This is a genomic window from Lutibacter sp. (assembly GCF_041562875.1).
Classification (GTDB): domain Bacteria; phylum Bacteroidota; class Bacteroidia; order Flavobacteriales; family Flavobacteriaceae; genus Lutibacter.
In genome coordinates, this window is record NZ_JBFFOE010000037.1 from 1 (window position 1) to 19,210 (window position 19,210).

A 19,210-nucleotide genomic window follows, 5' to 3' on the forward strand; every position below is an offset into this window, starting at 1 on the left:
AGTTTCATTAGGATCATTTAAACAACCTTTTGGTAGAGAAGTAACAACAGCATGTCATTCATTAACTACTATTGATAGATCAGTTGTAGCAGATCAATTAGTTGCTCCACAAAGAGATATGGGTTTAATGTTATTAGGAGGATCAAGTAAAACGAAATTTACATATGCATTGGCATTAATGAATGGAAGAGGTTTAGGAGTTAAGGACAATAATGAGAAAAAAGATGTAATTGGACGTGCTACCTATCAATTATTAGATTTTATAAATATTGGTGCAAGTTTTAGATATGGATATCCTAATAATCAAGATGATGACAGGAAAACTTATGGAGTTGATGCCTCAATTAACTATAAAGATTTTACCATTCAAGGTGAATATATTTATGATGAAGGAGATTACAACAGAGCTGCAGGTGGTGGTTGCGGTTCAGAACCTCTAGAATTAGGAGCAAAAAGAGATGGAGCATATATTATGGCGTCATACAATGTAAATGAAAAATTACAACCTGTTTTTAAGTATGAATATTTTGATCAAGATACCGATCTTAAAAAGATTGGCTATCAAGAAAGAATGACAATTGGGCTAAACTATTTCTTTAATAAACAAACACGCCTACAAATTAACTACCAAGCTAATATTGAAACATATATTAATACTGATAACGATGCACTTTTAATGCAAATGCAAATTAAATTTTAATAATAGTAATTTCTTATAACTATTTGATGAAATAAACTCCTGATAATTATCAGGAGTTTATTTTTGCGTTATAACTATCTTTGAATTCGTAACTTGCAAAAAAAACAATTATGAATACGGATAAAGTTATTATTAGAGAAAAATTAAACGACTATTATTCACAAATATTTGAAAAAGAGCTTATTGATGAAATTGTTAATTTAGGTATTTTTAGATCTATTGAAAGTGGCGGTACTTTAGTTGATATTGGAGATAATATGACGCATATACCATTAATATTAAATGGAGCAATTAAAATTATAAGAGAAGATAAAAATGGTGAAGAGATTGTATTATATTTTTTAGAAAAAGGTGATACCTGTGCAATCTCATTTGTAAATTGTATAAACAAAACTAAAAGTATGTTTAGAGGTGTTGCTGAAAAAGAAACTGAAGGTATTTTTGTTCCCGTAAGTAAAGTTGATGAATGGCTTATAAAATACGAAACATGGCGTCACTTTATTATTGACAGCTACCATATGCGTTTAATTGAGATGGTAGAGTCTATTGATAGTTTAGCTTTTACAAAATTGGATGATAGGCTACTCAAATATTTAACTGACAGGGTTAAAATAATGCAAGATAACACACTAATTATAACTCACCAAGAAATAGCTGACGATATTAACACATCAAGAGTGGTAGTTTCCCGATTATTAAAACAGCTTGAAAATGATGGAAAACTTAAAATACGTAGAAACAGAATTATAATTGACCATATATAAATCAGCTAATCATTTTCAAATAGTCTATTTCAGATATAATTGGAATTTGTAAACTTTCAGCTTTGCTGAGTTTACTAGGTCCCATATTTTCCCCTGCAACAATATAATCAGTTTTTTTGGAAATGGAACTTGCAACTTTCCCGCCATTATCTTCAATAGATTTTTTTAAACCGATTCTATCAAAATGTGTAAATACACCTGAGACCACAAAAATTTTCCCTAGTAAAATCGTTGTTTTACCTTCTTGAGATTCTGCAGATACTTCTAATTGTACACCATATTTTTTTAATCTACCTATCAAATCATTGTTTAAGTCATTCTTAAAAAAATCAACTACACTTTTTGCAATAACATCACCAATTTCATCAACTGTAATTAATTCCTCAAAAGTAGCATTCATTAAATTATCAATTGATTTAAAGTGTTTAGCCAATTTCTTTGCAACTGTTTCTCCAACAAAACGTATTCCCAAAGCAAACAATACCTTCTCAAAAGGAACTTCTGTAGATTTCTGAATACCAACTATAATATTTTGGGCAGATTTTTCAGCCATTCGCTCCAAAGGAGTAATTTGTTCTACTCTTAACTCATATAAATCTGCATAATTATGAATTAACCCTTCTTTAAACAACAGTTCAACCGTTTCTGCCCCTAAACCATCAATATTCATTGCTTTTCTACTAATAAAGTGCTGAATTCTTCCTGTAATTTGAGTTGGACAACCGTATTCATTAGGGCAATAATGTTTTGCATCGCCAACTGTTCTAACTAATTCAGTATTACAATCTGGGCAGTGTGTAATATAAACTGTTGGCTGAGAATTTAAAGGTCTGGCATTTAAATCTACTCCAACAATTTTAGGGATAATTTCTCCTCCTTTTTCAACAAAAACAGTATCACCAACTCTAACGTCTAGCTTTTCAATTTGATCGGCATTATGCAATGAAGCCCTTTTAACTATAGTCCCTGCCAATTGTACTGGTTCTAAATTTGCTACAGGAGTTATAGCTCCAGTTCTACCAACTTGGTATGTTATTTCATTTAAGACAGTACTTTCCTGTTCCGTTTTAAATTTATAAGCAATAGCCCATCGAGGAGATTTTGCCGTATAACCCAACTCATCCTGTTGAGATAATGAATTCACTTTTATTACAACCCCATCTGTTTCATATGGAAGTTGGAGACGTTCTTCATCCCATTTTTCAATAAAATTAAAAACCTCATTTATTGTTGAACAAATTTGTATGGTATTTGGAATTTTAAAGCCTAATTTCTTAGCCATTTCCAAAGCTTCAAAATGTGTTTTATTCGGATTTTTATCTGCAACAATTTGGTATAATAAACAATCTAACGGGCGTTTGGAAACTTCGGCACTATCTTGTAATTTTAAACTTCCACTTGCTGTATTTCTTGGATTCATGTAAGGATCTTCGCCTGCTTCAATCCTCTCCTCATTCATTTTATTGAAACCTTTCAAGGGCAAAATAATTTCACCTCTAATTTCAAAACTATCAACAAATGGCGTTTTCAAAACTAGTGGAATGGATTTTATTGTTTTGATATTTGCTGTAACATCATCACCTTCAAAACCATCACCTCTTGTAACCGCACTTACTAAAACACCTTTTTCGTACGATAAATTAATAGAAGCTCCATCGTATTTTAATTCACAGGTATAATTTATTTCTTCAGTTTCTAAAATTTTCTTAATACGTTTTTCCCAATCTAATAAATCTTCTTTTGAATAAGAATTATCCAGAGAATACATCCTATTTTTATGAGCAACGGTTTTAAAATTCTTAGTTATTTCGCCTCCTACTCTTTGTGTTGGTGAATTGGCATCAAAAAATTGTGGATTTTCAGATTCTAACTTTTCTAATTCTTTGAGTTTTAAATCAAACTCATAATCCGAAATTACCGCATTATCAAGCACATAATAATTATAATTATGTTGATGTAATTCAGCTCTTAGTTGATTTATCTTTTGTTCAATCGTTAAAGTCATATTTAATTAATTTCTAGGCTAAAATAATCATATTTATTTAACTTTTAACTTAATGCCTAAGCTGTTTTTAACCTTTCCAATTTCAATGAGTTTGTAACAATCATTACATATAAAAATGATATATATCATATATACGAATATGTAACTTAAGTAACTTTACGTAAAATTAAATGCTATTTAAAATATTTTAAAAAACTAATAGTTTAATTAAATCACTATCAATGAAAAACTTACTAATTTTAGGAGCTGGAACTGCTGGTACCATGATGGCAAATCATTTAAGACCAAAACTTTATTCTAATCAATGGAATATTACAATTGTTGATCAATATAAAACTCATTATTATCAACCAGGTTTTTTATTTTTACCATTTGACACCTATACTGAAGATCAAGTAAAAAAAGAAGGCAAGAAATTTATTCCAAAATTTGTAAACTATATTCAGAAAAAAATAGAAAAAATTCTTCCCGAAGAAAATAAAGTTATACTAGAAGATGAAACCTTAGAGTATGATGTTTTAATTATTGCTACTGGATCAAAAATTGCACCTGAAGAAACTGAAGGTTTAATTGGGCCTCTTTGGAAAAAAGATATTTTTGATTTTTATACTTACGAAGGCTCTTTGGCTTTAAGAAATAAACTAAGAGATTGGAAAGGTGGTAAATTAGTAATACATATTACAGAAATGCCTATTAAATGCCCTGTTGCTCCTTTAGAATTTGCATTTTTAGCTGATTCATATTTCCGTAAAAAAGGAATGAGAGATAAGGTAGAAATTACTTATGTTACCCCATTAACCGGCGCATTTACAAAACCAACTTGCTCAACAGCTTTAGCCTATCTTTTAAAAGAAAAAGGTATACATATGGAGTCTGATTTTGCCATAGAACACGTGGATAATGAAACTAAAGAAATAGTAGATTTTGAAGATAGAAGAATTTCTTTTGATTTATTAGTAACCATCCCAACTAATATGGGTGATGAAGTTATTGCAAAATCAGGTTTAGGAGATGATTTAAATTTTATACCTACAGATCATAATACACTTCAATCTAAAGCACATGAAAATATTTTTGTAATTGGAGATGCAACAAACGTTCCAGCTTCAAAAGCAGGATCTGTTGCACACTTTCAAGCAGAAACTTTAACAGATAATATACTTTTATATATGGATGGATTTCCATTAAAAAAGGAATTTGATGGTCATGCAAACTGTTTTATTGAAACTGGTAATAACAAAGCTTTATTAATTGATTTTAATTACGTGACAGAACCTGTTCATGGAAATTTTCCTTTTGCAAAATTTGGACCTCTAAAGTTATTAAAAGAGAGTACCTTTAATCATTGGGGAAAATTAGCATTTAAATGGATTTATTGGAATATGTTACTGAAAGGTATTTCAATTCCATTTGTTTCAAGAAACATGAGTTTTAAAGGAAAGGTTTTTGATATAAAACCAGATTCAAAATAAATATTAACTTATAAAAATAAAAAATATGCCAGTAAAAACTATTGCAGGAATAGAAATTAACGTTACCGAAGATGGATATTTAGAAGACATGTCTCAATGGAACGAAGAAATTGCAAAAGAAATTGCAAGTGAAATTGGAATTGAATTAACACCTAAACATTTTGAAGTTATCAATTATTTACGTGAAAAAACAGCTGCTAAAGAAGCTCTAACTATCAGAAGCGTTGGTAAATCAGGTATTGTAGATGTAAAAGGACTCTATGCATTGTTTCCAAAAGGTCCTTTAAAATTCTCATCTAAAATTGCAGGAATTCCTAAACCTACTAGTTGTATTTAAATTACTTCAACAATATTAAAAAATAAAAAAATGAGTACAGACAAAAAACCTTTAGAAAAAGTTTGCTTAATATGTGCCAAAGGAAGCTTAGAAGATGTTTACGCAAGTTTAGTTATGGCAAATGGAGCTGTAATGGAAGGTATTGAAACCAAAGTATTTTTTACATTCTTTGGGCTAGATGGTATTACAAAAAAAGCAATGAATCACTTACATACTGCAACAACTGGAAACCCAGCAATGCGTATGCCTGGTGGACTTCCTTTTCCAACTATGCTTGGAGGATTACCAGGAGTTGAATCGGCTGTTTCAGGAATGATGCGTAAACAAATGGACGAATTAGGAATGCCTCCTGTTGATGAATTTTTAGAAATGATTACTGCTGGTGGTGGCGAAATATTTGCTTGTAAATTAGCAGTGGACATGTTTAAATTAAAAAAAGAAGATTTATCAGATGAAGTAAAAGATATTATCACAATTGGTCAATTTTACGAATTGTGTGATGGAGATAGAACACAAATAATATTTACTTAATCTTTTTAATTTATTTAACTATAAAAAGCCAAATCAATTAATTGATTTGGCTTTTTTATTTACATACTTTATGATATATTACCGTTGCTAGAATTACTAATAATAAGCAAATCTTCTTACTTGTGAAATATATCTTGCCAATCTAATAACTTGGTGTGTATATCCATATTCATTGTCATACCAAACATACAGAACAACATTCTTACCATCATTATTAGAAATAGTAGCATTACTATCAAAAATAGCTGGTGCAGATGTGCCTACAATATCTGAAGAAACCAACTCATTACTAAATGAATATCTTATTTGTTCAACCAAATCACCTTCTAAGCAGTATTTTTTCATAGTAGCATTGATAGTTTCTTTACTTGCCGCATTTTCTAAACGTAGATTTAAAATTGCTAAAGAACCATTTGGAACAGGGACACGAATTGCATTTGAAGTTAATTTACCTTCAAAAGAAGGCAATGCTTTAGAAACTGCACTTCCAGCTCCAGTTTCAGTAATTACCATATTTAATGCCGCCGCTCTACCTCTTCTATATTTTTTATGAAAATTATCTACTAAATTTTGATCATTCGTATATGCGTGAATAGTTTCTAAATGCCCATTAATAACTCCAAAATTATCTTCAATTACCTTTAAAACAGGGGTTATAGCATTTGTTGTACACGAAGCGGCTGAAAATATATCAACTTTATTTGGATTATAGTTAGTATGATTAACGCCATAAACAATATTAGGAATTCCTTTTCCGGGTGCGGTTAATAATACTTTTGCAATTCCTTTTGCCTTTAAATGTCTTCCTAAAGCTTCTTCATCTCTAAAAGCACCCGTATTATCAATAACTAAAGCATCAGAAATGCCATAAGAAATATAATCAATTTCTTCAGGAGTATTCGCTGAAATCATATGAACTGTAGTTCCATTAATTATTAAAGCCTTTTTATCTGTATCTACTCGTACTGTACCATGAAAATCACCATGAATAGAATCATTTCTTAACAATGAAGCTCTTTTTTCTAAAACAGATTCAGATATCTCTCCTCTTGTAACAATTGCTCTTAAGCGCATTAAATTTCCTTTACCAGTGCGTGCCATTAATTCACGTGCTAATAAACGACCAATTCTTCCAAAACCGTAAAGAACAATATCTTTTGCTTCAATTTCATTAGAATTTTTGGCATCATTTAATTTTAATTCAACAAATTCTTGAACAGAATGTTTATTGTTATCTAAATGATATTCATACACTAATTTACCAATATCAATTTTTGAAGGAGGCAATTTTAGATTTTTAATTTCCCTAGCAATTTCTGCAGCATCAAAAATTGAAATTGGCTTTTCTACAAAATCACTGGCATATTCAACCAAATTAAGTATTTCACTAACATTTCGATCTAATAACTGATTTCTAAATAAAATTAATTCAACAGTATCATCATACCATAAATCACTAATAATACTAATAAATTCTACTGTAGCTCTTCTTCTTTCTGCTTGAAAAGCCAGTTCCTTTTCGTAAAGTTCGTTAAATGACATTTTTGAGTTTTGTTATTTAAAATTTTTTCAAAAATACTTATTTCAAACGTTTTCGCAATGCTTTTTTACAAAAAAAATCCTTTTCGAAATGAAAAGGATTTTAAACAAATATCAAACTTACTCAAAACAAATTTATCTAAAAATATAGCGCTCTAATTCCCCATTTAAATTTAGCATTTCAATACGTAAAACTTCTCCATTCGCTTTATTTGCAATTATATCACTTACTTCATCTACAGTATTCACTTTTTTATTATTAATAGCAGTAATTACATACCCATTCTTTACTCCATAATACAATAATTCTTTATTTGAAATTGCTGTAATTTTTACACCATTAGACACATTTAATTTTTTTAACTCTTTCTTATCTAAATTCTTTAAATCTAAACCTATTGATGAAACGACAGTCACTTCATTTTTAGTAAGTTTAACATTTAAAGTATTTTGTTTTTCATTTCTAAGAAAAGTAACTTGAACCGTATCATTTGGTCTTTTTGCACTTATAAAGCCTGTTAAATCGGCATAAGTTGAAATTTTTATATTATCTAATTTTATAATAATATCGTTTTCAATTAAACCAGCTTTTTGAGCGCCAGAACCTTCCGTAACTTCCGAAATATAAAAGCCTTCAGTCTCAACAATAGCTAATTTCTTAGCTACTTCACTATTCAACTCACCTCCTCTAACACCTAAAATTGCTTTTTGTACGTTTCCAAATTCCATTAAATCTTCAACCACTTTTTTAGCTATATTTGAAGGAACTGCAAAAGAATATCCAATAAAAGAACCTGTTTGTGAAGAAATTGCAGTATTAATACCTATTAATTCACCTCTTGTATTTACCAAAGCGCCTCCACTATTTCCTGGGTTAACTGCAGCATCAGTTTGAATAAAAGAATCAACACCCGTATTACCATCTAAATCACGTCCTTTTGCACTTACAATACCAGCCGTAACGGTTGAAGTTAAATTATAAGGATTCCCAACGGCCAATACCCACTCACCCACTTTTATACTATTAGAATCTCCAAAAGTTACATAAGGTAAATCTTTCGCATCAATTTTAATTAAAGCAATATCATTAGTTGAATCAGTCCCAATTATGGTTGCTTTATAAATCTTTTTATCATTTAAAGTAACTTCTAATTCGGTGGCATTTTTAATTACATGATTATTAGTAACAATATAACCATCTGAAGAAATAATAACACCGCTTCCCATACCAACTTGTGAAAATTGCTTCAAGCTATTTCCTTGACCAAAATAAAACTTTGCATGAGGATCTCTTATAGTTTTAACTGAGGTGTTTTTTACATGTATAACAGAATTTAATGTTTTCTCAGCTGCAATTGTAAAATCAGTATTTTCAGTTGAAGCTAAAACAGATTTTGAATAATTTACAGGTAAATTACTTAACGAATCTGTTCCCGTTTTTTCAATAATTACTTGAGGCTTTTCAATAAATAACTTATAAGTCCCTAAAGTAAGAGCTCCTCCAATGGCAGAGAACAATATAATGCTTGCTATTTTTTTCATATTTAAGTTTTTATAAATTAAGAACTCAAAATTAAAACAATATTGTAATTATAAAAATGCTTTAACTGTTTGTTAACGCTGTTTTAACTCATTTTAACATTTAAACAGCGTTATAAAATTTCAGTGAAAACTTCAATGAATTTATTACATTTGCATTAATGAAAATACATTTTTACAAATACCAAGGTACAGGAAACGATTTTATCATGATTGATAATAGAAATACTACGTTTCCAAAAAATGATGTAAAACTAATTAATAAATTGTGTGACAGACGTTTTGGTATAGGTGCTGATGGATTAATATTATTAGAATCCTCAAAAATAAACGATTTTAAAATGGTTTATTTTAATGCAGATGGAAACGAAAGTACCATGTGTGGCAATGGAGGAAGATGTATTGTTGCTTTTGCTAAAAAACTCAGTATTATTGAAGATGAAACAACATTTAATGCTATTGACGGATTGCACTATGCCTCTATTAAAGATAATGTAGTAAATTTACAAATGATTGATATAGAAACTGTTAATGTTTTTGAAAATCATTTATTTTTAAATACCGGTTCACCACATCATGTTAGTTTTAGTGATAATATAACCAACATCAATATTAAAGAATTAGGAGCTAAAATTAGATATGGAGCTCCCTATTTTAAAGAAGGCACTAACGTAAATTTTGCAGAACAAATCTCTGATAATTCTTTTAAAGTAAGAACTTACGAGCGTGGAGTTGAAGATGAAACTTTAGCTTGTGGCACTGGCGTTACTGCTGTTGCAATTGCTGCAAATAAATCGAATAAAACAAAAGCTAACTCCATAAATATTGAAGTATTGGGCGGAAATTTAGAAGTGTCATTTAAAAGAGAAGGAAACAGCTATACAAATGTATTTTTAAAAGGCCCTGCTGAATTTGTTTTTGAAGGAAATATTATAGAATAATGGCAACTTTACTTGGAAAAAATATTAATTTACGCGCTTTAGAGCCTGAAGATTTAGATTTTTTATTTTCTACAGAAAATGATGAATCCTTCTGGGAAATAAGCAATACACAAGCACCTTATTCAAAATATATATTACGAAAGTATCTTGAAAATTCACATCAAGATATTTATGAAGCAAAACAATATAGGTTTGTAATTTGTGACATTAACAATATACCTGTTGGATTGATTGATTTATTTGAATTTAACCCTCTTAACAAACGTGTAGGCATTGGAATTCTAATTACTTCTAAAAATCAAACTAAAGGATATGGAACTGAAGCATTAGAAATGATTATTGATTATGCTTTCACATACTTAAATGTGCATCAACTTTTTGCAAATATTACTTCAGATAATTTAAAGAGCATTTCACTTTTTGAAAAATGTGATTTTAAAAAGGTAGGAACAAAAAAAGATTGGGTGTATTCAAATTCCACTTTTAAAGATGAAATCTTATACCAATTAATTAAAAAACACTCATGAATCTTAAAAAACTCTTTTTATTAATTTTTGGTTTAATACTTATAACTGCTGGTGTCTTAGCATATAACTTTTATGGTAAAATATACAAGCCAAACACTACAAAAGAAGGTTTTTTATACATTCCTACAAATAGCAATTTTGAAGACGTTGAGAATCTAATTCGTCCATTTTTAAAAAGAGTGAAACCTTTTGTTTGGGTTGCAACAAAAAAAAACTACACTAACACCATAAAACCAGGAAAATATCACATTTCAGAAGGTTTGAATAACAACCAATTAGTAAATCTTTTACGAAGTGGCAAACAAACAGTTGTTAAATTATCATTCAATAATCAAGATACTTTTGAAAAATTAGCTGGGAGAATTGCTGAACAAATTGAAGCTGATTCTATTTCTCTTTTAAATGCTTTAACCAATGCTTCATTTATTACTGAAGCTGGTTTTAATAAAAATACTGCAATAGGAATGTACATTCCAAATACCTATGAGTTTTATTGGAATACTTCCGCAGAAGAATTTAGAAATAAAATGCTTAATGAATACCATAAATTCTGGAATACGTCTCGCCTAAAAAAAGCTAAAAACTTAAATTTATCTGAAAATGAAGTTATAATACTCGCTTCTATTGTCCAAAAAGAAACAGCTTCAGTAAGTGAAAGACCAATGGTTGCAAGGCTATATTTAAACAGATTAAAAGATAAGTGGCCACTACAAGCAGACCCAACCATTATTTTTGCACTAAAAAGAAAACTAGGCAATGATGTAGTCATAAAAAGAGTATTAACTAAAGATTTGCAAATTGACTCACCCTACAATACCTATATTAATAGTGGATTACCTCCTGGACCAATTGCAATGCCCGATATTAGTGCTATTAACGCTGTTTTAAACCCTGCTATCCATGAGTACTATTACATGTGCGCTAGTATTACCACAATTGGCAAACATGAATTTGCAAAAACATTAGCACAACATAATAAAAACGCTCTCAAATATCAGTTGTGGCTAACAAAACAAGGGGTTAACAGATAGTTTGTTAATATACTTCAAACTAAGCCCAAAGCATATTCCTAATCATTTTTAATTTTATTAACTTTATTTTTTTATAATATCAAACAAATGCATCATTTTGTTAACAATCTGTTAATTAACACAATAAATTAATAACTTTATAGTTAATTCAAAAAAATAGACTACATTTGCACCCGGAAATTTAGAAGGTAATTAACACCTATAAATTATGAAAAAAATTATTATATTTTTTAGTTTAGTCATCTTAGGAATTGTAATTTCAAGTTTCTCGAAAGATAAAAAAACTGAAAACGGCAGTATTTCTATTGCAATTAGTTCTGTACTTACAGAAAAAGATAGCAACAATCAAAACTATGACATTCCTTTTACCGGAAATTCATTTAACGGATTTAAAGAAGCTGTTGGCTTTAAAGAATCCCAAGGTAACTACACAACCGTTAATACTCTTGGCTATTTAGGGAAATATCAATTTGGAAAATCTACTTTAAAAAGATTTAAAATTTATGATACTCAACTATTTTTAAATACTCCTGAATTACAAGAAGATGCTTTTATTGCTCTTTGCTCATTAAATAAGTGGATTTTAAGAAAAGATATTAAGCGAAGTGTTGGTAAAAAAATAAACGGCATAAAAATTACTGAATCTGGCATACTTGCAGCTGCACACTTATCTGGAGCAGGAAATGTAAAAAAATACCTTAGAAGTAATGGTGAAAATAGATTTAAAGATGCCTACGGCTCATCCATTCAACACTACTTAAAAGAATTTTCAGGTTATAACACCTCATTTATTGAGGCTAACAAAAAACCTGAAGTATAATATTCTTATTACATATTTAGTCTAATTAAAAAGTCTCGAGTTTCCTCGAGACTTTTCTTTTCCAATTAAGCAATAATGCAAAAGTAATAATATTGTCGTCCCCACAACGGTAGTATATTATTATAGTACTTTTACTTTTAACACAATCAGAAAACTAACAGTTCTAGTAAATTAAAGAAATCGTCGTCCCCACAACAGTAGTATTGTCTTTAATTGTTCTAACTATAACTGAAAGGTTTTCAAAAAATTACTTTATCCTTCAATATTTAATTAAAATTAACAAAATCTCATCAAACGAACGAGCACTATTTCATTGAATCTGTAAAACAAACCATTAAAGTTAATAATTATTATTTAAAAACCCACCATTTAATTCAATTTTACGAAAACATTATAGTAAAAAAAACGAATGTTTACTTAAATACTAAATTGCAAAATAGTATTTTTGCAATTCGACATAATTTTAATAGTTTTATCAAATGAAAAAAATAACGAAAGAGACCTATATTAATTGGTATAAAGACATGCTGTTTTGGAGGAAATTTGAAGATAAGCTTGCAGCACTTTATATTCAACAAAAAGTTAGAGGTTTTTTACATTTATATAACGGTCAAGAAGCTGTACTAGCTGGCGCTTTGCATGTAATGGAGAAAAACGATAAAATGATTACCGCATATCGTAATCATGTTCAACCAATTGGTTTGGGAGTAGATCCTAAAAGAATTATGGCTGAGTTACTAGGAAAAGATACCGGAACATCACGTGGAATGGGAGGTTCTATGCATATTTTCTCACCAGAACACAATTTTTACGGTGGTCACGGTATTGTAGGTGGCCAAATACCTTTAGGTGCTGGATTGGCTTTTGCTGATAAATATTTTGAAAGAGATGGTGTAACACTTACCTATTTTGGAGATGGAGCTGCACGTCAAGGTTCATTACACGAAACTTTTAATATGGCAATTAACTGGAAGTTACCAGTTGTATTTATTTGTGAAAATAATGGATACGCTATGGGAACTTCAGTAAGCAGAACTTCAAATCATGAAGATATCTGGAAATTAGGTTTAGGTTACGAAATGCCTTGTGGACCAGTTGACGGAATGAATCCTATTAAAGTTGCTGAAGCTATGGATGAAGCAATTAAAAGAGCAAGAAGAGGCGATGGACCAACTTTATTAGATATAAAAACGTACCGTTATAGAGGACATTCTATGAGTGACGCTCAGAAATACAGAACTAAAGATGAAGTTGACGAGTATCGTAAAATTGACCCTATAACACAAGTTTTAGATATTATAAAAGAAAAAAAATACGCTACTGACAAACAAATTAAAGTTTGGGATGCTGAAGTAAAAGCTAAAGTAGAAGAATGTCAAAAATTTGCTGAAGAATCTCCGTACCCAGATAAACAATTAATGTATGATATTGTTTATGAACAAGAAAATTATCCTTTTTTAAAACATAGATAAATGGCAGAAATTATAACAATGCCCCGCTTAAGTGATACAATGACCGAAGGAGTTGTTGCACAGTGGTTAAAAAAAGTAGGTGACAAAATTTCAGAAGGTGATATTTTAGCTGAAATTGAAACAGATAAAGCAACCATGGAATTTGAATCTTTTAGTGAAGGTACACTTTTGTACATTGGTTTAAAAGATGGTGAAGGAGCTCCTGTAGATTCTTTATTAGCTATTATTGGAACTGAAGGGGAAAATATTGATACTATCATAAAAGAATTTAATATAACAGTTCCTATTGCTGAAAACACTTCAAAAAAAGAAGAAACTAAAACCGTAACAACTGAGCCAACTAAAAAAGCTCCTGTTGTAGTTGAAGCTTCACAGCAAGCTGCAATAGTGAATACTGGTAGAATTATAGCCTCTCCATTAGCTAAGAAAATAGCTTCTGAAAAAGGAATTAATTTAGGTACTGTTTCAGGAAGTGGTGAAAATGGCAGAATTGTTAAATCTGATATAGAAAATTATATCCCAATTACAACAACAAAAGCTATCGTAAATTCTTCTACGGTTTCAGTAGGTGAAGAAAGTTTTGAAGAGACTACAAATTCACAAATGCGTAAAACTATTGCACGCAGATTGGCTGAATCTAAATTTACAGCTCCTCACTACTATTTAATGATTGAGATTGATATGGACAACGCTATAACTTCTCGTAAAGCCATCAATGAATTACCCGATACCAAAGTATCATTTAATGACATTGTGGTAAAAGCAAGTGCTATGGCATTAAAAAAACATCCAAAAGTAAATTCTCAGTGGTTTGACGACAGAACTCGCATCAATCACCATGTAAATATTGGTGTTGCTGTTGCTGTTGAAGATGGATTGGTTGTGCCAGTTATCCCTTTTACAGACCTTAAAAGCATGACGCAAATTGGAGCTCAAGTAAAAGATATGGCTGTAAGAGCTAAATCAAAAAAATTAACTCCATCAGAAATGGACGGAAGCACTTTTACAGTTTCTAACCTTGGTATGTTTGGTATTTCAGAATTTACTTCAATTATAAATCAACCTAATTCTGCTATTTTATCAGTTGGTGCAATTATTCAAAAACCAGTTGTTAAAAACGGAGAAATTGTAGTTGGAAACACTATGAAAGTAACATTAGCTTGTGATCACAGAACAGTTGATGGAGCTACAGGGTCAGCATTTTTACAAACACTAAAACAATTTATTGAAAATCCAGTAACAATGCTTGCATAAAAAGTGAGTTGAATAAATATTTTAAAAACATCCAAAGAATTTATAAATTCTTTGGATGTTTTTTTATTTAAATTTATTTAGTAACTTTAGTAGCATTCTAAAACTAGTGCTATGACTTATAACCGTTTCACTTCTAACAACTTTTTATTTAGTTGCACATTTTACAAAAACAATCCAGACTGCCCATTTGTAAAACTTCGTCGTCTAGCCATTGAAGAAAGAGTTTCTCTTCTTAAAAAAATGACATTTCAAGAAATAAATATTATTGAATCTATACATAAAGGATGCCTTAAAGAAAGAAAATATTTAAAACAAAAACTTATTTACTAAATTACCCAACAACTTACAAGTCAGTCTAATACCAAATAATATTAGATATAAAAAATAATTAAACACAAAAAATCCTCAACTAAAGTTGAGGATTTTAAATATTTTATTAAACTAAATAATTACTTTTTAAATTTAGCGTATTTAGTTTTAAACTTGTCAATACGTCCTGCAGTATCTATCATCTTAGTTTTACCAGTGTAAAAAGGATGTGAAGTTCTTGAAATCTCTAATTTTACTAAAGGATATTCAACACCATCTACATCTAAAGTTTCTTTAGTATTTACTGTTGAACGAGTTAAAAACACATCTTCGTTAGACATATCTTTAAATGCTACCATTCTATAATTTTCTGGGTGTATACCTTTTCTCATCGTAAACTCGTTTTAAATCTATTTTTATTTTTAAGACTGCAAATTTAACTATATTTTTGAAACTTCAAACAAATAATTTAGTTTATTTACATAAAAATTAATAAAGCGCTATTTTAACTTATGTCTTACAAGTCAATACTCAGCATTTTTACACTTTCACTTCTATTATCTTGTAAAAGTGAATATAAATTTGTTTTAAAAACACCACAAAAAATTCAGTCAAATGAAGAGCTAACAATTTCAATTTCTGAGCAAAACAATAAACCAATAGATTCTGTTCAATTTTCAATAGATTCTAAAAAAATAGTTAGCAATACTAATTCTGTGACTTTAAATATTAGTAATTATACATTAGGAAGACATGACATAATGGTTATTGTATTTTACGAAAACAAAACCGAAAAAGTAACGCAACCTATTTATTTTATGGCCGATACTGCACCTGACGTATATACTTATAAAATTATAAATACATTCCCACACGATAAAGAAGCTTATACCCAAGGATTAGAATTTTATAATGGGTTTTTATATGAAGGAACAGGTAGAAAAGGAACATCTTCCATTAGAAAAGTTGATTTAAAAACAGGTGAAGTTTTACAACAAAAAGATATAGACGCTCAGTATTTTGGCGAAGGAATAACTATCTTCAACAATAAATTACACCAATTAACCTGGCAAAGTGGTATTGGTTTTGTTTATAATTTAGAAACTTTTGAAAAGGAAAAAGATTTTAAGTACACTAAAAGCCGTGAAGGCTGGGGATTAACCAATAACGGAGAAAAACTAATTAAAACTGATGGAACAGAACGTATTTGGTTTTTAAATCCTGAAACGTTAGCTGAAGAAAATTATATTGAAGCCTATACTAATAAACAAAAAGTTGAAAAATTGAATGAACTTGAGTACATTAATGGTAAAATTTATGCAAATATTTGGCAAAAAAACTCCATTTTAATTGTCAATGCAATTTCAGGAAAGGTAGAAGGTGTTGCAGACTTAAGTGGTTTAAAAACTGAAATTTCAAAAATTCAAAAATTAGAAGAACAAGATGAAGTTTTAAACGGAATAGCATTTGATAAAGAAAATAACCGAATTTTTGTAACTGGAAAACACTGGAGTAAATTGTACGAAATTGAGTTGTTCAAGAAAAAATAAAAAAAAACAAAGAGACTCAGACAATATTAAAGGTTTAAAAGAAATACTTTATCTAAATTCTATTTTCTTTGAGTTATCATCTAATATCTTTTTTATATTTACATTTACAAAAACAACCTAAATGCGCTATTATTTAACTCTTATGCTTGCTATTACATTGATGATTTTTTCTTCTTGCAGAAAAGATTTTTCAGCAGATTTAAGCTCAGGTAATCTTACATTTTCTAAAGACACCGTTTATTTAGATACTGTATTTACTAATATTGGTTCAAGTACTTATAATTTAAAAGTTTACAATAAAAGCACACACGCAATTTCAATTCCTTCCGTAAAATTAGGAAAAGGTGAAGATTCATTTTATCGCTTAAATGTTGATGGTACTCCTGGTAAAATATTTGAGAATGTAGAAATTTTAGCAAAAGATAGCATCTATATTTTTATAGAAACTACTATTGACTACAGTCAGGTTTCCAACCCAATTTATACTGATGAAATTGTTTTTGATTCAGGCACAAATTTACAAGATGTTAAATTAATAACTTTAGTTGAAGATTCACATTTTTTATTTCCTTCAAAAGATGTTAACGGACTTATTGAAACCATAAATATTGGTATTGATGCTGAAGGCAATGGAATAGACATAAATGGTTTTTACTTGAACGATAATACCACTTTTACCAATGAAAAACCATATGTGATTTATGGATATTGTGCAGTTCCTGAAAACAAAACATTAACAATTGAAGCTGGTGCTAAAATATATTTTCATTCTAACTCGGGACTTATAATTGATAAAAACGCCACTTTAACTATTGAAGGAGAATTAAACAATGAAGTTTTAATTGAAGGTGACAGATTGGAAACTCAATACAGTAACGTACCAGGACAATGGGGCGCCATTTGGTTACGTGCTGGAAGTAAAAATCACAACATTAATTATGCAATTATTAAAAATGCTTCCGCAGGAATTATTATGGATTCTATTGGAAGTAACTCCAATCCTACTTTAATTATTAAAAATACACAAATTTACAATAGTTCTAACTTTGGAATTTTAGGAAGAGAGTCAAATATTGAAGGTGAAAATCTGGTAATTAATAATAGTGGACAATCTTCATTAGCTTGTATTATTGGAGGTACTTATAATTTTACACATTCTACATTTACAAATTTCTGGAGCAATAGTTTTCGGCAATATCCAAGTGTTTTAATAAATAACTATTTTACTTATTCAGACAATAATAGTCAAGTTGTTGAAACTCGTGATTTACTTGCCGCTAATTTCACCAATTGCATTATAGATGGAGGAGATAATTTAGAATTGATTATTGATAAAGTTGAAGGATCAGAATTTAATTATTCATTTAAAAATAATTTAATAAGATTCAACGATTTAAATAATTCATATGCCAACATTCCTGAGTACAATTTTGAAGATGAAAGCCATTATTCAGATAATATCTTGAATGGAAATGCTAATTTTAAATCTCCTTACTCAAACGAATTAATTATTGGTGAAAATTCAGATGCTATTCAAAATGCTGCTATATCTGGAACACAATTAGTGCCAAATGACATTTTAGGAGTTCTAAGAAGTTCGCCTGCTGATATTGGAGCATATCAACACATCTCATTTAATTAAATTTATGAAACGAGCATGTTAAACTTTTTCTCACCCAATGGAATGATTAATAGCGAACAGCATGTGACCATAAAAAAGCAATAAATATAGACACATGAAAAAAGTTATAATTACAGGAACCAGTAGAGGCATTGGATTTGAATTAGCACAATTATTTGCTAAAAACGGTTATCAGGTTTTGGCTTTATCAAGAAATTCAGAACCTTTAGAAAACCTTAACATTAAAAATATTACTACTATATCTGTTGATTTATCACTTGATGATGATTTAAAAAAAGTTTCTAAATTTGTTTCAACCCATTGGAAAACTGTTGATATTTTAATTAATAATGCTGGGAAATTAATAAATAAACCTTTTGAAAAACTAACAAGTTCAGATTTTTTAAAAGTTTATAAAGTAAATGTTTTTTCGGTTGCTGAACTAACACGTCAATTAATTCCGTTTTTAAAAAAAGGAAGTCATGTTGTAAATATTAGTAGCATTGGTGGTGTTCAAGGAAGTTTAAAATTCCCTGGTTTGGCAGCTTATAGCTCGTCTAAAGGAGCTTTAATTACCCTCACTGAATTATTAGCCGAAGAATACAAAGAACAAGGAATTTCTTTTAATGTTTTAGCATTAGGCGCCGTTCAAACGGAAATGTTAGAAGAAGCCTTCCCTGATTACAAAGCTTCAGTTTCTGCAAATGAAATGGCCGATTATATCTATAATTTTGCAGTAACAGGAAACAACTATTACAACGGAAAAATATTACAAGTTTCTTCAACAACGCCATAATA

At 29.5% G+C, this 19,210-nt stretch carries 19 protein-coding genes; 15 read left to right on the forward strand and 4 right to left on the reverse strand.

The window, feature by feature from the left end; translation table 11 throughout:
- Both ABY863_RS07015 and ABY863_RS07020 read left to right on the forward strand, forming a co-directional pair.
- Positions 1-700 (forward strand): porin (locus tag ABY863_RS07015; protein ID WP_372793551.1); only part of this gene is annotated, 700 nt, incomplete at its 5' end.
- Between the two features lie 110 nt (positions 701-810).
- Complete coding sequence (locus tag ABY863_RS07020) at positions 811-1,464, forward strand: Crp/Fnr family transcriptional regulator (protein ID WP_372793552.1); 654 nt, start codon at positions 811-813, stop codon at positions 1,462-1,464.
- A 1-nt stretch (position 1,465) separates the two neighbouring features.
- Here ABY863_RS07020 and ligA read toward each other — a convergent pair whose 3' ends face one another.
- Positions 1,466-3,469 carry an NAD-dependent DNA ligase LigA gene (gene ligA / locus ABY863_RS07025; protein ID WP_372793553.1) on the reverse strand — a complete coding sequence of 668 codons (2,004 nt, stop codon included), beginning with the start codon at positions 3,467-3,469 and terminating at the stop codon, positions 1,466-1,468.
- A 221-nt stretch (positions 3,470-3,690) separates the two neighbouring features.
- Between ligA and ABY863_RS07030 the strand changes: the two genes are divergently transcribed.
- The 3 genes from ABY863_RS07030 to ABY863_RS07040 are packed head-to-tail and all read left to right on the forward strand — an operon-like array spanning position 3,691 to position 5,809.
- Positions 3,691-4,941 carry an NAD(P)/FAD-dependent oxidoreductase gene (locus ABY863_RS07030; RefSeq protein WP_372793554.1) on the forward strand — a complete coding sequence of 417 codons (1,251 nt, stop codon included), beginning with the start codon at positions 3,691-3,693 and terminating at the stop codon, positions 4,939-4,941.
- A 25-nt stretch (positions 4,942-4,966) separates the two neighbouring features.
- Entirely contained in the window at positions 4,967-5,278 is a 312-nt protein-coding gene (locus ABY863_RS07035) for a TusE/DsrC/DsvC family sulfur relay protein (protein WP_372793555.1), read from the forward strand.
- 30 nt (positions 5,279-5,308) lie between these two features.
- Entirely contained in the window at positions 5,309-5,809 is a 501-nt protein-coding gene (locus ABY863_RS07040; protein ID WP_372793556.1) for a DsrE/DsrF/DrsH-like family protein, read from the forward strand.
- Between the two features lie 96 nt (positions 5,810-5,905).
- Here ABY863_RS07040 and ABY863_RS07045 read toward each other — a convergent pair whose 3' ends face one another.
- On the reverse strand, positions 5,906-7,351 hold the full coding sequence (locus ABY863_RS07045) for a glyceraldehyde-3-phosphate dehydrogenase (protein ID WP_372793557.1): 1,446 nt from the start codon (positions 7,349-7,351) through the stop codon (positions 5,906-5,908).
- A 132-nt stretch (positions 7,352-7,483) separates the two neighbouring features.
- Positions 7,484-8,890 (reverse strand): trypsin-like peptidase domain-containing protein, encoded by a 1,407-nt coding sequence (locus tag ABY863_RS07050; RefSeq protein ID WP_372793558.1) that lies wholly within the window; start codon positions 8,888-8,890, stop codon positions 7,484-7,486.
- A gap of 158 nt (positions 8,891-9,048) precedes the next feature.
- Between ABY863_RS07050 and dapF the strand changes: the two genes are divergently transcribed.
- The 7 genes from dapF to ABY863_RS07085 all read left to right on the forward strand — a co-directional run bounded on the left by dapF (position 9,049) and on the right by ABY863_RS07085 (position 15,262).
- Positions 9,049-9,828 (forward strand): diaminopimelate epimerase, encoded by a 780-nt coding sequence (dapF, locus tag ABY863_RS07055; RefSeq protein ID WP_372793559.1) that lies wholly within the window; start codon positions 9,049-9,051, stop codon positions 9,826-9,828.
- Positions 9,828-10,355 (forward strand): GNAT family N-acetyltransferase, encoded by a 528-nt coding sequence (locus ABY863_RS07060; protein WP_372793560.1) that lies wholly within the window; start codon positions 9,828-9,830, stop codon positions 10,353-10,355. The genes dapF and ABY863_RS07060 overlap by 1 nt, the downstream gene beginning before the upstream one ends.
- Entirely contained in the window at positions 10,352-11,386 is a 1,035-nt protein-coding gene (gene mltG / locus ABY863_RS07065) for an endolytic transglycosylase MltG (RefSeq protein ID WP_372793561.1), read from the forward strand. Before ABY863_RS07060 ends, mltG begins: the two co-directional genes overlap by 4 nt.
- Before the next feature lie 208 nt (positions 11,387-11,594).
- Entirely contained in the window at positions 11,595-12,206 is a 612-nt protein-coding gene (locus tag ABY863_RS07070; protein ID WP_372793562.1) for a peptidoglycan-binding protein LysM, read from the forward strand.
- Positions 12,207-12,685: 479 nt separating this feature from the next.
- A complete protein-coding gene (pdhA, locus tag ABY863_RS07075; RefSeq protein WP_372793563.1) occupies positions 12,686-13,678 on the forward strand; it encodes a pyruvate dehydrogenase (acetyl-transferring) E1 component subunit alpha in 993 nt (330 codons plus the stop codon).
- Positions 13,679-14,932 (forward strand): dihydrolipoamide acetyltransferase family protein, encoded by a 1,254-nt coding sequence (locus tag ABY863_RS07080; RefSeq protein WP_372793564.1) that lies wholly within the window; start codon positions 13,679-13,681, stop codon positions 14,930-14,932. It abuts the gene before it with no gap.
- A gap of 111 nt (positions 14,933-15,043) precedes the next feature.
- Complete coding sequence (locus ABY863_RS07085; RefSeq protein WP_372793565.1) at positions 15,044-15,262, forward strand: hypothetical protein; 219 nt, start codon at positions 15,044-15,046, stop codon at positions 15,260-15,262.
- Between the two features lie 119 nt (positions 15,263-15,381).
- Here the strand turns inward: ABY863_RS07085 and ABY863_RS07090 are convergent, their stop codons facing one another.
- On the reverse strand, positions 15,382-15,633 hold the full coding sequence (locus ABY863_RS07090; RefSeq protein ID WP_291796188.1) for a type B 50S ribosomal protein L31: 252 nt from the start codon (positions 15,631-15,633) through the stop codon (positions 15,382-15,384).
- A gap of 120 nt (positions 15,634-15,753) precedes the next feature.
- Between ABY863_RS07090 and ABY863_RS07095 the strand changes: the two genes are divergently transcribed.
- The 3 genes from ABY863_RS07095 (at position 15,754) to ABY863_RS07105 (ending at position 19,208) form a co-directional block, all read left to right on the forward strand.
- Complete coding sequence (locus tag ABY863_RS07095) at positions 15,754-16,791, forward strand: glutaminyl-peptide cyclotransferase (RefSeq protein ID WP_372793566.1); 1,038 nt, start codon at positions 15,754-15,756, stop codon at positions 16,789-16,791.
- Between the two features lie 121 nt (positions 16,792-16,912).
- Positions 16,913-18,433, forward strand: a complete 1,521-nt coding sequence (locus tag ABY863_RS07100) for a hypothetical protein (protein WP_372793567.1) — start codon at positions 16,913-16,915, stop codon at positions 18,431-18,433.
- 94 nt (positions 18,434-18,527) lie between these two features.
- Positions 18,528-19,208, forward strand: a complete 681-nt coding sequence (locus ABY863_RS07105) for an SDR family NAD(P)-dependent oxidoreductase (RefSeq protein ID WP_372793568.1) — start codon at positions 18,528-18,530, stop codon at positions 19,206-19,208.
- Positions 19,209-19,210: the final 2 nt, after the last annotated feature.

Bases quoted from the DNA above. Each gene is read 5' to 3' on its own strand.
- ligA (WP_372793553.1), bottom strand. From the start codon at position 3,469: ATGACTTTAACGATTGAACAAAAGATAAATCAACTAAGAGCTGAATTA.
- mltG (WP_372793561.1), top strand. From the start codon at position 10,352: ATGAATCTTAAAAAACTCTTTTTATTAATTTTTGGTTTAATACTTATA.
- ABY863_RS07080 (WP_372793564.1), top strand. From the start codon at position 13,679: ATGGCAGAAATTATAACAATGCCCCGCTTAAGTGATACAATGACCGAA.
- ABY863_RS07105 (WP_372793568.1), top strand. From the start codon at position 18,528: ATGAAAAAAGTTATAATTACAGGAACCAGTAGAGGCATTGGATTTGAA.
- ABY863_RS07095 (WP_372793566.1), top strand. From the start codon at position 15,754: ATGTCTTACAAGTCAATACTCAGCATTTTTACACTTTCACTTCTATTA.
- ABY863_RS07045 (WP_372793557.1), bottom strand. From the start codon at position 7,351: ATGTCATTTAACGAACTTTACGAAAAGGAACTGGCTTTTCAAGCAGAA.
- ABY863_RS07085 (WP_372793565.1), top strand. From the start codon at position 15,044: ATGACTTATAACCGTTTCACTTCTAACAACTTTTTATTTAGTTGCACA.
- ABY863_RS07030 (WP_372793554.1), top strand. From the start codon at position 3,691: ATGAAAAACTTACTAATTTTAGGAGCTGGAACTGCTGGTACCATGATG.
- ABY863_RS07020 (WP_372793552.1), top strand. From the start codon at position 811: ATGAATACGGATAAAGTTATTATTAGAGAAAAATTAAACGACTATTAT.
- ABY863_RS07100 (WP_372793567.1), top strand. From the start codon at position 16,913: ATGCGCTATTATTTAACTCTTATGCTTGCTATTACATTGATGATTTTT.
- ABY863_RS07060 (WP_372793560.1), top strand. From the start codon at position 9,828: ATGGCAACTTTACTTGGAAAAAATATTAATTTACGCGCTTTAGAGCCT.
- ABY863_RS07070 (WP_372793562.1), top strand. From the start codon at position 11,595: ATGAAAAAAATTATTATATTTTTTAGTTTAGTCATCTTAGGAATTGTA.
- dapF (WP_372793559.1), top strand. From the start codon at position 9,049: ATGAAAATACATTTTTACAAATACCAAGGTACAGGAAACGATTTTATC.
- ABY863_RS07050 (WP_372793558.1), bottom strand. From the start codon at position 8,890: ATGAAAAAAATAGCAAGCATTATATTGTTCTCTGCCATTGGAGGAGCT.
- pdhA (WP_372793563.1), top strand. From the start codon at position 12,686: ATGAAAAAAATAACGAAAGAGACCTATATTAATTGGTATAAAGACATG.
- ABY863_RS07035 (WP_372793555.1), top strand. From the start codon at position 4,967: ATGCCAGTAAAAACTATTGCAGGAATAGAAATTAACGTTACCGAAGAT.
- ABY863_RS07040 (WP_372793556.1), top strand. From the start codon at position 5,309: ATGAGTACAGACAAAAAACCTTTAGAAAAAGTTTGCTTAATATGTGCC.
- ABY863_RS07090 (WP_291796188.1), bottom strand. From the start codon at position 15,633: ATGAGAAAAGGTATACACCCAGAAAATTATAGAATGGTAGCATTTAAA.